This is a genomic window from Spiroplasma endosymbiont of Tricholauxania praeusta (assembly GCF_964019535.1).
GTDB classification, from domain to species: domain Bacteria; phylum Bacillota_I; class Bacilli_A; order Mycoplasmatales; family VBWQ01; genus Spiroplasma_E; species Spiroplasma_E ixodetis_A.
In genome coordinates, this window is the sequence record NZ_OZ026450.1 from 290763 (window position 1) to 305103 (window position 14341).

At 23.9% G+C, this 14341-nt stretch carries 19 protein-coding genes; 17 read left to right on the forward strand and 2 right to left on the reverse strand.

Annotated elements, in window-relative coordinates; translation table 4 throughout:
* Positions 1–14: 14 nt before the first annotated feature.
* From AACK96_RS01630 to AACK96_RS01705, 16 genes are all read left to right on the forward strand, one after another.
* Entirely contained in the window at positions 15–422 is a 408-nt protein-coding gene (locus AACK96_RS01630; protein WP_338973314.1) for a transposase family protein, read from the forward strand.
* Positions 423–625: 203 nt separating this feature from the next.
* Positions 626–853: a hypothetical protein gene (locus AACK96_RS01635; RefSeq protein ID WP_338974658.1), complete on the forward strand. Its 228-nt coding sequence runs from the start codon at positions 626–628 to the stop codon at positions 851–853.
* A gap of 3 nt (positions 854–856) precedes the next feature.
* The gene (locus AACK96_RS01640; RefSeq protein WP_338974660.1) at positions 857–1057 is read left to right on the forward strand and encodes a hypothetical protein; all 201 of its coding nucleotides are present in this window, start codon (positions 857–859) and stop codon (positions 1055–1057) included.
* 109 nt (positions 1058–1166) lie between these two features.
* Complete coding sequence (locus tag AACK96_RS01645) at positions 1167–1412, forward strand: hypothetical protein (protein WP_338973650.1); 246 nt, start codon at positions 1167–1169, stop codon at positions 1410–1412.
* 119 nt (positions 1413–1531) lie between these two features.
* Positions 1532–2359: a hypothetical protein gene (locus tag AACK96_RS01650; protein ID WP_338974662.1), complete on the forward strand. Its 828-nt coding sequence runs from the start codon at positions 1532–1534 to the stop codon at positions 2357–2359.
* 16 nt (positions 2360–2375) lie between these two features.
* The gene (locus AACK96_RS01655) at positions 2376–2534 is read left to right on the forward strand and encodes a hypothetical protein (protein WP_338961498.1); all 159 of its coding nucleotides are present in this window, start codon (positions 2376–2378) and stop codon (positions 2532–2534) included.
* A 40-nt stretch (positions 2535–2574) separates the two neighbouring features.
* Positions 2575–2763 carry a hypothetical protein gene (locus tag AACK96_RS01660; RefSeq protein ID WP_174480113.1) on the forward strand — a complete coding sequence of 63 codons (189 nt, stop codon included), beginning with the start codon at positions 2575–2577 and terminating at the stop codon, positions 2761–2763.
* Positions 2764–2779: 16 nt separating this feature from the next.
* On the forward strand, positions 2780–3157 hold the full coding sequence (locus AACK96_RS01665; RefSeq protein ID WP_281747963.1) for a hypothetical protein: 378 nt from the start codon (positions 2780–2782) through the stop codon (positions 3155–3157).
* An 18-nt stretch (positions 3158–3175) separates the two neighbouring features.
* Positions 3176–4357 carry a hypothetical protein gene (locus tag AACK96_RS01670; RefSeq protein ID WP_338974664.1) on the forward strand — a complete coding sequence of 394 codons (1182 nt, stop codon included), beginning with the start codon at positions 3176–3178 and terminating at the stop codon, positions 4355–4357.
* Positions 4358–4371: 14 nt separating this feature from the next.
* Entirely contained in the window at positions 4372–5895 is a 1524-nt protein-coding gene (locus tag AACK96_RS01675; protein WP_338974666.1) for an Mbov_0401 family ICE element transposase-like protein, read from the forward strand.
* A 364-nt stretch (positions 5896–6259) separates the two neighbouring features.
* Complete coding sequence (gene ftsY, locus AACK96_RS01680; RefSeq protein WP_252319004.1) at positions 6260–7243, forward strand: signal recognition particle-docking protein FtsY; 984 nt, start codon at positions 6260–6262, stop codon at positions 7241–7243.
* On the forward strand, positions 7236–7550 hold the full coding sequence (gene ylxM, locus AACK96_RS01685; RefSeq protein WP_174481096.1) for a YlxM family DNA-binding protein: 315 nt from the start codon (positions 7236–7238) through the stop codon (positions 7548–7550). The genes ftsY and ylxM overlap by 8 nt, the downstream gene beginning before the upstream one ends.
* 15 nt (positions 7551–7565) lie before the next feature.
* On the forward strand, positions 7566–8393 hold the full coding sequence (locus AACK96_RS01690) for a TIGR00282 family metallophosphoesterase (protein ID WP_174480992.1): 828 nt from the start codon (positions 7566–7568) through the stop codon (positions 8391–8393).
* Between the two features lie 30 nt (positions 8394–8423).
* Positions 8424–9410, forward strand: coding sequence for an alpha/beta fold hydrolase (locus AACK96_RS01695; protein ID WP_338974669.1), 987 nt, complete (start codon positions 8424–8426; stop codon positions 9408–9410).
* A gap of 11 nt (positions 9411–9421) precedes the next feature.
* Complete coding sequence (gene metK / locus AACK96_RS01700; RefSeq protein WP_422397331.1) at positions 9422–10597, forward strand: methionine adenosyltransferase; 1176 nt, start codon at positions 9422–9424, stop codon at positions 10595–10597.
* Between the two features lie 18 nt (positions 10598–10615).
* Positions 10616–11284: a copper homeostasis protein CutC gene (locus AACK96_RS01705; RefSeq protein WP_338974673.1), complete on the forward strand. Its 669-nt coding sequence runs from the start codon at positions 10616–10618 to the stop codon at positions 11282–11284.
* Positions 11285–11320: 36 nt separating this feature from the next.
* On the opposite strand, the gene AACK96_RS01710 is transcribed toward AACK96_RS01705, so the two are convergent.
* Complete coding sequence (locus AACK96_RS01710; protein WP_338974675.1) at positions 11321–11887, reverse strand: ankyrin repeat domain-containing protein; 567 nt, start codon at positions 11885–11887, stop codon at positions 11321–11323.
* Between the two features lie 316 nt (positions 11888–12203).
* Here AACK96_RS01710 and AACK96_RS01715 point away from each other — a divergent pair, with 316 nt between their 5' ends.
* Positions 12204–13253 carry a hypothetical protein gene (locus AACK96_RS01715; protein ID WP_338974677.1) on the forward strand — a complete coding sequence of 350 codons (1050 nt, stop codon included), beginning with the start codon at positions 12204–12206 and terminating at the stop codon, positions 13251–13253.
* 118 nt (positions 13254–13371) lie between these two features.
* On the opposite strand, the gene AACK96_RS01720 is transcribed toward AACK96_RS01715, so the two are convergent.
* Entirely contained in the window at positions 13372–14334 is a 963-nt protein-coding gene (locus AACK96_RS01720) for a 3'-5' exoribonuclease YhaM family protein (protein ID WP_338962038.1), read from the reverse strand.
* Between the last annotated feature and the right edge of the window lie 7 nt (positions 14335–14341).

Consider the following 14341-nt stretch of genomic DNA (forward strand, 5'->3'; position numbering starts at 1 on the left):
CTGGTAAAAGTTGAATGTATTCTATAAAATTTCAAATTGTATATGATTTTTTTAATAAAAATATTGTTGATATTTTTGCTGATAATGGCAAAGTGCATGATTTTCAAATATTAAAAAATTCAAATCTTGTATTTTCTAAAAATACAATAATTATTGGTGATTTAGGATATCAAGGTATACAAAATATTTATGAAAATACAATAATACCAATTAAAAAAAGTAAAAATAAAAAATTAACTAAACAAGAAAGAAAATATAATAAGATTGTATCTAAAATTAGAATCAAAGTTGAACATGTTTTTGCTTGATTAAAAAGATTCAAAATTTTAGTAAATAAATGTAGAAAAAGTAAATTTAGACTTATGTATTTAAGATTTAACTTACTTTGTAAAATTTTTAATAAAATAAAACCATTAAAATAAAAAAAATCAAAAATATATTTTTTAAAATTGAAATTATTATCAAGTTAATATAAAAATATTATTAACATTTTTTTGTTTTCGAAATAGAAACTTATTTTTAAACTATTTTTTCGGAAAATATTAACTTTTATAATTAATAACACTAAAAAATTTATAAAAAGTATTATTGACAATTGATTAAATTTAATTATGGAATATGTCTAATGAATTTTAATCAAAATCCAAAACAAATGACTGATTTAGTAATAAAAAAAGATATGGAAAAAGTATTAGAAAATTTAAAAATTAAAATAGGAACTCTTGCATTTAATAATATTCAAGAAGAAATGCATTATATAAATTTAATAATAAATAAAATGTCAGAACATATTTATTCATTAGAACAAGAAATAATTAGAAAAAATCAAATAATAAAAGATAAATTGGAATAAAAAATGATATTGTGAAAAATATTATTAATAGTACCAATATTAATAACAATTATAACACTAATAATAATTTTAATATTTATTATTAAAGAATTAAAAAATGAATATAAAGAAAAATTACTTGAACATATTAAAAATATAAATTTTAAAGGAATTTTCGGTTTATTAATTGAAAAAATAGAAAATGGTGAATTTGATAATGAATAAAGAAAAACTAATTAATCATATTAATAATTTAATTAAATTAGAACCAGAACGTAGAACTGATGTAACTTTATTTATTTTAAAGGAATTAATTGAAAATGGAGAATAATTAATGATAATATTACCTACTTTGTTTGAAAATAAAGATGAAATTGAAATATTATCACCATTTCCAAAAGCAATTCATACAAGTAATGATATTAGAGCAATTATTTTAAGACAATACCCAAATGTTAAATCCAAACACATAATTGTTTCTGACCCCGAAAGTAATGTTGCATTAATAGTTGGTGATAATGATGTTTATCAAGGTTGAATTAAAGTAACAATTAAAAAATTAGAAATTAAAGGAGATTAAACAAATGCAAAAGGAAAAAATTAAAATTAGAAATTATGAATTTGAATTAAATTCTTATGTAGTAGATTCCTTATTAGATGTTATAAGAGAACTGATAAAAACAAATAAAGGAGAATAAAATGCCAAACGAAAATACACAATCAAATTATACTTTAACCAAATTAATTAGAACTGGTATAAGTCCTATTTGTGCAATGATTGGTACAAGTGCTTATTATGGTCAAGTAATTGCTAATCCAATATTAGGTTCAATTAATAGTTTATTATTTGGTAAAAAATTAGGTTTAGATATTTGAAATTTAAATCAAAGACCAAATACTAAAACTAAATTAATTAATAGTTCTAAAAAAATAGCATTAGGATTAGGAACAATTGGTTTAGCAAATTATAGTAAATGAACAGAAAATAATATTAATCCTATTATTCCAACAACACCAATTCCAATAACTACTACAACTACAACAGAAGGTCCGCCATGATTACTATTAAATAAACAAGAAAATCAGTCATTAATGGATTGAGATACATATATTAGTTTAAATGCTTATGGTATATCAAATCTTATTAATGGATTAACGGAGTTAATACCTAATAAATTTGAAACAATAAGAAAGATTTGTAATATGGCAACTGGTGGATGTTTAATATCAAGTGGTGTAGCAATGGGTATTAATAATAATTTTAATAATGCTTATGCAGTACCTACAATTGTTGCTGGTGCAAGTGAAATTATCCATAATTTATTACCTATGGAAACTACACATCATAATGAAGAAATGCAAGAAACATCATTTAATGATGAAACTACAAGATTAATTAATGACAATAGATTTACTATTAATAGTGAAACTGCAAGTCAATATTATGGTAGTGATAATATGAGCGAAGTACCATTAAATCATGATAATTCTTCATTAAATTGAGATTATAATCACATGAGTTTATAAAGGAGGTGAATAATTTATGAATAAAGAAAAATTACTTGAATATTATAATAATGAAATTCATACATATAAAGAGAGAATGGAACAATTAAATAAAGAAATTGCCTTATTAGTAAGCATTATAAGTAATTCAAAATCGATGATTGAAAGAATTAATGGTGGTCAATTTGATGAATAATTAAAAATTAAAAATAAATAGTTGAAAGGAAAATATTGAGATGAAAGAATTTTTACATGAATTAATAATTATTGGAACAAGTGTTGGAACATTAATTTGCAGAGAAATTATTGTTTTATTAAAAAGATTTATCACAACTCCAAAACATGTTAGAGCAAATAACAAAATTATTAAACATCAAAAAAAATTAGCAAAGTTAAATGAAAAGATTAATAAAGAAAATAAATAAAAAAGTGGTGATGTAAATGTTAGAAAATGAAAATAATGTTCAACAAACAACTGAACCTTTAACTGAAAATAATGCTTCTTCACAAGAAATAGAAAATAAAGTTAATGAAGCAGAAAATAAGTTAAATAAACTTAATCAAGAAATTAAAGAAAAAGAAATGATTAATATATTTAAAAAATATCAAGTTAAAAGTGAATTTTATGATTATTTAAAATTTAAAACTAATAATTTAGAAAATTCAAAAATTGAAGAAACTATTAAAAAAATGATTAAAGAACAACCAGTATTTAAAGAAACAATTAATACAGGTGGCAAACCACAGACAATAATAACAAATCAACCAAATTCAATAAAAAGTACTTTATTGGATTATAAAAAGAAAAATAATTTATAACAGAAAGGAAAATAAAAAATGGCAGTACCATTCAATAAAAATTTAGATAATACCGAAAAATTAGTAGAAGCACCAGAGTTTATAGAATTTTATAAACAATCAAATTCACCATGAGCAAGTTTTTTTCCTATTGAAATGGTTAATTCTACAAAAATTGAATTTATAGTTAAAAAACCAAAAAATCCAGAAATTAAAGTACTAAAATGAAATGATAAAAGCAAAGGATTAGATGTTAGTTATGCTGAAACTATTAAAATTTTAAAAGAAATTAAAGAAGAAGCAGTTGCAGGTGAAATAATTGCTAATGTTGATTTAAATGCTGAAAATGGACAAAATTTATTAAATACAATGCAATATGAAGTTGCTAATGATTTAGCAGATTATTTAGCAAATAATGATACAAATGTAATTGCAAAATATGCAACTAAAGTAGATATTACTGATAAAACACCAGTAGGATATTTAAAATCAATGTTAGATGCTTGAAATACTTTATTTCAACTAAGAAATAGTAATAATTGTCGTTTTTTTATTACTAATAATCTTTATGATAGTATTGTTTATTTAGCTAATAATAAAGGTTTAATTACTGATAATCAGATTGCTCAACAATTAAGATTAAATGGAAATTATTTATATATTAAAGGTGTACTATGTCAAATTGTTATGGATGATTATATGACTTTTACTGATAATAATGAAACTAAAATTATGTCTTTTGTTTTAGCAACACCAAGAGCAATGAAAAGATATATGTTGCAAAATACAGTTGTATATGTTCAAGATATTGCTGATGGTAAAGTTGGAAGAAGATATTTAGTTGGTGGAGAAGTAACTGGTGAATCAATACCCTATATAACAGATGAAGAAACAACTTCACGTTGAATGTTATGTGCAATCATTAATAATGATAAAACTGATTTAAAAACTAAAATTACAAGTTTAACAATTGATATTACTGCAAATGTTAATAACAATAATAGTGAATTAAATACACAAATAAAAAGTACTAATGAACTTAAATCATTAAATCCAAATTTAACAAATCCAACTATTAAATATTTTAGTGATGCACAAGGAAAAACTAATGTAAGTAATCAAAAACAAAAAGCAGGTGATTTATACATAGTTATTTCTTCAAATGTTAATGATTTAAATTATAAAGGAACAACAAATCCAATTAAAATAACTCTTAAATAAAGGAAATTAATACCATGCCAATCGGTACAACTAGTACAGCAATACTTTTAAACATAAATAAACCAAAACATACTAGAATAAGTAAACAGCAAGAAAATAAAAGTTTTTGGTGAGAAATTTTAGAAATGATTGGTGTACAAGTTATAGCAGTAGCACTTGCTCCTTTTACTGGTGGTTTAAGTGAAAGTTTAGCACTTGGATTAGGTGCAAGTGATTTAATTGCTAGTATTAGTGCTGTTGGTGTAGAATTTTTAACTGATTTTACTATTAATCAAGTTTATGATTATTTAAAAGGAAATGTAACACCATTAAATACTTTTTTTAATATATTACCAGCATTTGCTGGAATTAATAAAATTAGTCGTGGTTATCGTACTACTAAATTTATTAATTTAGCACAAAAAACTAAAACATTCCAACACTATTATAATCAAAATGAATTAAATTTACAACAAACAGAAGAATTATTTAAAAAAATAGATGATTATTTATGAAGTACATGTGATAAATCTGTATATAAATCATATAGATTTAGAAAAAGAAAATTAAAAACAAAAAAAGGTTTATTAAATTATAAACGACGTATTTATACATATTATAACCCAAAAACACAAAAAAGAGAATTTGTTTCATTGCTAGATAACTATCTTGGTGTTAAAAAGTATAGTAAATTAGCACCAGATGTTATTAAACAAATTTTAAAATATTTTGCAGATGGTAAAAAATACCGTGATGTTTGTGATACTTTTATTGAAGATTTAATAAGTAATAGTACAGTTTGTAGAAGATATAAAAAATTTGAATTACCAAAAGCTAATATTCCTAAAATTGTATTACAACCAAATCAAATATTATATATAAATATTGATGATGGACATCGAAAATTTAAGTTTAATGAAAAACACAATACTAAAAATTGTAAAAAATGTTCTATGAGATTAATAGTATTTTGTACTGGTAAAAAGAAAAATGGAAAATTAATTAATAAAAGAGCAACCTGTCAAATAAGAGTATCAAAAACAGAAATTGGTTCTGAAAAAACTGCAAAATTAATTGAAAAATATGGTAATTTATTTTTTGAAAATTTTGACCAAGCAAATTTAATAGTTTGTGGAGATAGTGCAAAATGAATTAGAAAAACTGCTACAATTTTAAATGCTAAATTTATTTTAGATAAATTTCATGCTTTTCATGTTTTATTTCTTGGTATAATGGCTGGAAGAAGAAAAAATCAAATTGCTAAATTACATTATCAAAATGCAATAAATTTATTTGAAAAAGGTCAATATTATGAATTAATTGATTTTTTACAATCATTAACCTTACAATATAAAAAATTAAAAGTTGGTTATTTTATTAATGCCAAAGATGGTGTATTAAACCAAGCATTAGTTGAAAATATTGGTTGCTTTACTGAAACTAATATTAAACAAATTTTAAAGCATATGATTGGTGATAGAACCTATAACATTGATATGTATACAAAAATGGTTAATTTTAAATGCTATCAAATAAACACAGCAGTACAATTATTATAAAATAAAAATCCCTAATTAAGGGATTTGCCTAAGAGACCACGTACTTTACATACGCTTAGTAATCATAACGGTATACGGTTTATCTTAAAGGACTTTATTACATTATAACATATTAAAAACTTATTAAACTAAACTTTAATAAGAATTTTTGACTTATAAAAGTAAGTATTATTGTTGACTAATATTTTACAAGTGTTAAGATTAACATACAATTGCATATTGAAGTCAAAATTATTCTCGTCTAACTTTATAATTTTAAGACAAATTTTAATATTATTGACATCTTCGGTACGCTCCCAATTAAAGTATTAATGTCATAAATAACTAGTTATTTATTGGTATAATAAACAATGTAGGTGAAAATATGGCATTTTTTAAAAATTTAAAGACAAAATTATTTGGTCAAAAGACAACTAAATATGATCAGGGCCTTAAAAAGTCAAGAACATTATTTGCATCTAAAATTAAAGCATTAGCAGCGCGTTATCATCAACTTGATGAACAATATTTTGAAGAATTAACTGAAGTATTAATTTTAGCAGATGTTGGATACAAAATGGCAGAAACTATTACTGATGAAATTCGTCATGAAGCCAAAATCCAAAAATTAACAAAACCAAAAGATATTAATGATATTATTATTGATAAAATGTTTGTTATTTATACTGATGGTCAGTTGGTTTCTACAAGATTAAATTTTAGTAGTAATAATATTTCGTTATTTTTAGTTGTTGGTGTTAATGGTAATGGTAAGACAACATCAGCAGCTAAATTAGCAGCTAAATTAAAGACACAAGGTAAAAAACCAATTCTAGTTGCTGCTGATACTTTTCGTGCTGGTGCAGTTGAACAATTACAAATTTGAGCAGAAAGAATTGGCATTCCTTGTTATTTAGGAACACCAAAGCAAGATCCAGCTAGTGTTGTTTATGCTGGAATTGAAGCAGCTAAATCTGAAGGTTGTGATGTTATTATTGTTGATACGGCAGGGAGATTAGAAAATAAAGTTAATTTGATGCAGGAGTTAAAAAAGATTAATAAAATTATTACTCAGAAATTAGGACATGAAGCTAATGAAACATTGTTAGTAATTGATGGTACAACTGGACAAAACGGTATTAATCAAGCGCAAGAATTTATGAAAATTGTTTCTTTGACTGGCATTATTTTAACAAAAATGGATGGCACTGCTAAAGGTGGTATTATTCTTGCTATTAAGGAAGAATTAGATATTCCTGTTAAATTAATGGGTTTTGGTGAAGGTATTAATGACTTGGAAGAGTTTGATTTAGATAAGTATATTTTTAGTTTAACAAGTGATTTGTTTGTGGAGTATGAAAATGAATAGTTTAGAAAAACAAGTTTTATATTATAGTTTATTTGCTTTTTATAATACATTATTAACAGCAAAACAAAAACAATATTTTACAAATTACTTTATTGAGAATTTATCTTTACAAGAAATCGCTGATTTACAAAAAGTATCACGAACGGCTGTTCATGATAGTCTACAAAAAGTTATTATTTTATTAAATAAATATGAAAGTAAGTTGCATCTTTATGAAAAATATAAACAACGACAAGTAATATATGAAAAATATACGGAAAAGTATAATTTTATTAAAGTTTTACAAGAAATTGATAAAATAGAATAAAGCAGGTGGAAATTAATGAAAATTTTAATAATTGGTGATATTTACAGTATTGTTGGTAGACAAATGGTTAAATATTGAATTCCTAAAATAAAAAAGGAATATGAAAATCAATTTAAGATTGATTTAGTAGTTGCGAATGGTGAAAATACTACGCATGGTAAATCATTATGTAAAAAACACTATGATGAATTAAAAAATGCTGGTATTGATATTATTACTACCGGTAATCATATTTTTGGTCATCCTGATGTTGCTAAGTATATTAATACAACTCCCGATTTATTGCGTCCTTTAAATTATAATCCTTATCATCCAGGTAATGGTACAATTTTAGTTAAAGTTGGTAATAAAAAAGTGCGTGTAACAAACTTAATTGGTCGTACTTTCATGGATAAATCTGATAATCCTTATTTTGCTCTTGAACAACTTATTACGATTGATAAACAAAATAGTGAAGAAAAAAGTGACATTCATATTATTGATTTTCATGCTGAAGCAACAGCGGAAAAGTTATCTTTTGCTTGAAATTTTGATGGTCAAGTTACTTGTGTGGTAGGAACTCATACTCATGTTCAAACAGCAGATAATCGTTTATTACCAAAAGGTACCGCTTTTATTAGTGATGTTGGAATGACAGGTCCGTTTTATTCTATTATTGGTGCTAAAGCTGAAGAAGTTATTATTCGTGATAAAAAAAGTATGCCAGCAAAATTTAGTCCAGCAGATGGTGAAGGTCAATTTTCAGCTGTTTTATTAACTATTAATGATGAAACAAATAAAGCACAAAAAATTGAACGTATTTTTATTCATCCACAAGCACCTAATTTTAAAATTTACGAATAATTACAAATATAGGAAGGGACTAACTTTAACATGATATGAAACAATGCTAATTTTTTTACTGAGCAAAATGGTTTATATTCGATTTTAATTGGGATTAGTATATTAGTAATTTTAATAATTTTAAGAATTTTATTAATGGCAAAAATTAAAGACAATGTTCATGTACAACAAGCTGCTGAAATACGAGAAAAGGTAATTATTTTACGTGATGGTTATGAAGTAAAATTATTTAAGCAAATGGTTGATAAAAGTACAGTCATTATTATTGGTGCTCATGGCTTGCAAGGTCAAAAAGATGATTTTAAATTACTAAGTTCTTTTTGTAAAAAATCACAACTATCTTTGATTACTTATGATCGAAGAGGTAATGGTAAAAATGGACAAGATTGAAAATTTAAATCATTAGGTACTGATATTAATGATTTAAAAGATATAATAAGTGTAGTAAAATCTAAATATCCCAATCAAAAAATTATTGTTTTTGGTGAATCATTAGGCGCAGCTATTGCTAGTCATGCTGTTAAAAATAATTCACAAGTATCAGCATTAATTACTAGTAATTTAGTAACTAAAAAAAATCTTTATCAATTTTCATTAAGTTTTATTATTTGTTTTTGTTTTGCTTTTATTTTTAATTCTAATATTCAAATGCCAATCTATGTTGAAAATCAAGATATTTCTAGTAATAATGCTCATATTACTAATATAAATCAAAGATATAGTAATCGTCAAAATTGATCATTACGTTTTTTACTACAATTTAAAAAAATTAATAAAAAAAGTATAATGGAAATTAGTAATTCAAAACTTCCAACGTTAATCTTGCAAAGCGCTGATGATGTATTTAGTGATTTTCATCAACTTAAAATTAATAAAAAATATTGGAAGAAACATCATAGTTATGTTTTTATTTTTGATGGTAAACATGCTTTAATTAATGAACCTAATATTAAAGATATATTTGATAATGAAATTATGCCATGAATTACAAAAAATATTTTACTTGAGAAAGGTTAAAAAATATGAAATTAATACCTAATATTACCCATCCTCTTTTTACTAGTGAGTCTGTTGCTCCTGGTCATCCTGATAAGATTTGCGATCAAATTGCTGATGCAATTTTGGATGCTTTTTTAAAACAAGATCCACATGCCAAAGTAGCATGTGAGGTTTTTATTACTACAAATTTTGTTTTAATTGGTGGTGAAGTTCATAGTCACGCTCAAGTTGATTATCAAGCAATTGCGCGAAAAGTTATTACTGAAATTGGTTATATAAATGATGAAATTGGATTCAATGGCTTTACTTGTGAAATTAAAGTGTTAATTCATGAACAATCACCTGATATTTTACAAGGTGTTGAATTAAAAAATCATCAAATTGGTGCTGGTGATCAAGGAATAATGTTTGGTTATGCATGTCAGCAAACATCAGAATATATGCCATTAGCAATTGTTTTAGCACATGAATTAATTAAACGAGCTACAAAATTACGAAAGGAAAAAAAATTTAAGTATGCACTTCTTGATATGAAAGCGCAAGTTACTATTGATCAAGAAGACCCTAAAAATTTAAAAATACATACTATTTTAATGAGCATTCAACATCAAGAAAATTATGATGAAAAACAATTTAAAACATTTATTCATACAGAAATTATGCAATATATTGCTAATAAATATCATTTAAATCTTGATTTTAAATATTTAATTAATCCAACCGGTAAATTTGTAATTGGTGGACCTGCTGGTGATACTGGTTTAACAGGAAGAAAATTAATGGTTGATACTTATGGTGGAGCTGCTTGTCATGGTGGGGGAGCTTTTTCAGGAAAAGATCCCACTAAAGTTGATAGAACGGGTGCTTATTATGCTAGGTATATTGCTAAAAATATTGTTGCTGCTAACTTAGCAAAGATTTGTGAAGTACAATTAGCTTATGCAATTGGAACTCCTGAACCAATTGCAATATTTGTTAATACTCATCAAACTATTATTTCCGGTTTAACAGAGGCAAAATTAACAGAAATAATTTATCAAGTCTTTGATTGTTCTGCTAGTGCTATGATTGATAAATTAGAGTTATTGAAACAAAATTATCAACAATTATCAACTTATGGTCATTTTGGTAGAAATGATTTACAATTACCTTGAGAGAAATTAGATAAAGTTAGTTTATTGAAAACTTATTTACCAAAAAAATAAGATGGGGAGAAATATTTTATGTTTTTAGAAGTAATAGCTACATCTTTAAAAGATATAGAAAAAATTAATAATTCTTTAGCTGATCAAGTTGAACTTTGTACTGCTATGGAATTTGGTGGTTATACTCCAAGTTATGAATTGATTGCTGAAGCATGTAAAATTTCATTGAAACCAGTAATGGTTATGGTTAGAAATAATAATAATGGTTTTAATATTACTGATAATGATTTTAAAATCTTTAAAAGAGATATTGAATTTATTAAAACAACTCATGCATTAGGTATTGTTTGTGGTATTTTAACTAAAGATAATAATATTGATGTTGAAAGAATGAGTGAAATTATTAAATTAGCAAAGCCTTTAAAAATAACTTTTCATCGTGCTTTTGATGAAATTTTTAATAAAAAACAAGCTTTAGAACAGTTAGTAAAATTAGGTGTTACTACAGTTTTAACTTCTGGTGGTCAAGATAATATTGTGAATAATATTAATAAATTTAAAGAATTAAAGAAATTAAATTTACCAATAAAAATTCTTGCTGGTGGTGGAGTTAATTTAGAAAATGTTAATGTTTTATTAAAAAACGGTATTAATGATATTCATGTTGGAAAATGTGTGCATGAAGATAATAATTTTAATAATCCTATTAATTATAAATTAATTAATAATATTAAAAATATTGCATAAATAATAAAAAGTTTTATAATAGATAAGTTTAAACATTTAATAAAGGTTACTGTTTTTTTGTACTAAAAGAACAGTAACCTTTATTGATGGTTTATTATTATAATTAGTTGCATTGATTTCATTTTTATTAGATTCTAAAGAACATTGTTTTGTTAAAATTTTTTCTACTTTTGTATGTTTTTGTTTTTGTGCTCTTATTAAAGCAGTTTCACCACGTAAATTTATTTGATTAATGTCAGCATCATTGGCTATTAATAAATCAACTACATTTAAATGGCCATTTTTGGCGGTCTTTGTTAAAGCAGTATTGCCAAATTTTGTTTTATGATTAACGTTAGCGCCGTTTGTTATTAAAAGATTAACTATTTCTGTGTGACCTTGTTCAGCAGCTAGTGTTAAAGCAGTATCTTTTGTACTATTTATATGATTGATATCAGTATTATTTTGGATTAAAAATCTAACTATTTCAATGTGACCATAATCAGCAGCTGTTATTAGGGCACCCTCCATATCGAACTTATTGTTATCAGGATCAAATAGTAAAGTTTTAACTGTTTGTAAGTCACCTTCTTCAATAGCTGTTAAAAATTTATTTTTAGGCATTTCTTTATCTTCCTTTTCTAAATTAAAACAAAAAACCTATTTATTTTGAAATAAAGTAAATAGGTTAAAAACTTATATTAAATTTTAATAATATAATATCATATTTTCTTTACTAGTAATAGAAAATTATCATTTTTAATTAAAAAATAATTTTAAAATATATAAAAAAGAAAAGAAATTTTTTAAAAAATTTCTTAATTTACAAGTATTTTTGCATATTAAAGTTATATTGTAAAATATTTGGTTTTCATATATTATTAATTCAAAATCTTTATTGGTTTTTAAATTAACTTATTATTTTTAAGCGAGGTAAAAAATGAAAAACTTAGTAAAATTATTATCGATCTTAACAATGTCAACACCAATATCATTATCAGTTGTTGCTTGTAATAATAACACAACACAAAAAACAGAATTAAAAGATAAAATTACTAAATTAACAACAAATATTACTATAGATGTTAATAAAAGTAATAAAAAATTAGATACATTAATAAATAATACAACAGAAGTTAAAAACTTAAATCCAAAGTTAGTTAACCCTGTAATTAAATATTTTAGTGATAAAGAAGCTAAAAATGATATAACTACTAAATTAGAAAAAGTTGGTGATTTATATATAGTTATTACTAGCAATAGTAATGATTTGAATTATCAAGGTTCAACAGCACCAATTAAAATAAATATAAAAGAACAATCTGATAAAACTGATTTAAGTACTATTACTCAATTAACTGGTTTAGACATTATTGCTAATCCAAGTAAAAGTTATAAAGAATTAATTAGTAATATAAATAGTTTTGATGAATTTAAGTCAACACCATTAGCTGCTGGTTATCAACTTCAATTTTATAACGAAAATAATCAAGAAATAACAAACAATAAACAAGAACTTGAAAAAGTATCTAAAATAGTTGTCAAAATAAGTAGTAATTCAAATGATCCGAATTATCAAGGTTCAACAATGATTGATATAACTAAGCAAACAATTATTTCAGATAGTGATATGCAAAATTATTTTGCAGAGAAAACTAAACCAGTAGCCAAATTTGCACCAGAAAATCCTTCAACTCCTGCTACATCAGATAAACAGCAGGCAATTGCAAATGTTACAGATAGTTTAAAAAAAATCCAAAAAAAATTTGAATATCTTACTAAGTCAATATTAGAAGGTATGTATAAGGAAAAAATTGATTTTAATAAACTTACAAATAAAAATGAAATTTATGATCTAAATGAAAAGCCGGTTTCTAATAATTGATTTGAAAATAAAGAAACAAAGAAACCAGCATTAATAATAATTTTTTATGGTAGTGTAAAAGAAGAAGATGGTTATTTCTTTCCTATTTGAATAAATATAACTTAGTTTTATTCAATGGAAACTTAACTAAAATTAATTGAAAAATTACTTTAAAATACAAATTCCCTTTTTAATTTAAAAGGGAATTTGTATTTTAAATCTGAAAAAAATTCAAGTAACATTTTTATTTTTTTTCTTTTAAATTTTGATGTTTATAAAACATTCTATTTTCAATACTTGCAATACGAGCAGTTGATTCACCAACATTAATATTAACCAATGCTTCATCAATTGCATAGATTTTTGCATCTAAGTTATCTAAATGATGTAAAATTTCAGCTTCTATTGTTTTTGGTAAGACAGGTGAGCCATATTCATATTTACCATGACTAGATAATATTAGATGCTGTAATAAAACTACGATTTCTTCCTCTAAGTTAATATTTAATTCCTTACAAGCAAGTGTAACTTGCATTGCACCTAATGAAATATGACCAATCATTTTACCTGATAGTGTATATGAACTAATAGGATTATTATTTAATTCAACCATTTTTCCATAATCATGCATAATGATTCCTGCATATAATAGTTCACTATTAATATTACGATCATTATAAAGTGCTACTACTTGTTTTGCCATTCTTAGCATTGTTACTGAGTGTCATAATAAACCGCTTTGAACAGCATGATGCATTTTAACTGCTGCTGGTCATTTTTTATAATCATCAATATTTTTTTTATTAAAACATTGGATTAATACTTTTTTTAAAATTGGATTTTTAAATTCCTTTATTGTTTGACTAATTTCAGTTCATGCTTCAATAATATTAATTGGTGCTTGTGTAAGTAATAAATCATAATATTCACTAGGATTAGTAATAATAGTTCAATTATTAATTTTTAGTTGTATTTCATTATTATAATTAATGCTATTTGCTTCAATTTTAATTACTTGTCCTATTGTTAATTGTTCAATAGTTTCTTTGCTTACGTCTCAAATTCTTGCTGAAATTGTCCCAGTTTTATCTTGTAATTGTAAGTTTAAATAATTAGTATTGTTAGAAGCAACACCTTGAATTACTCGATTAATAATTACTACTAAACTTAAAACATTATTAGGTTTAATATCTTTAATTACAGTCATTTTTTAG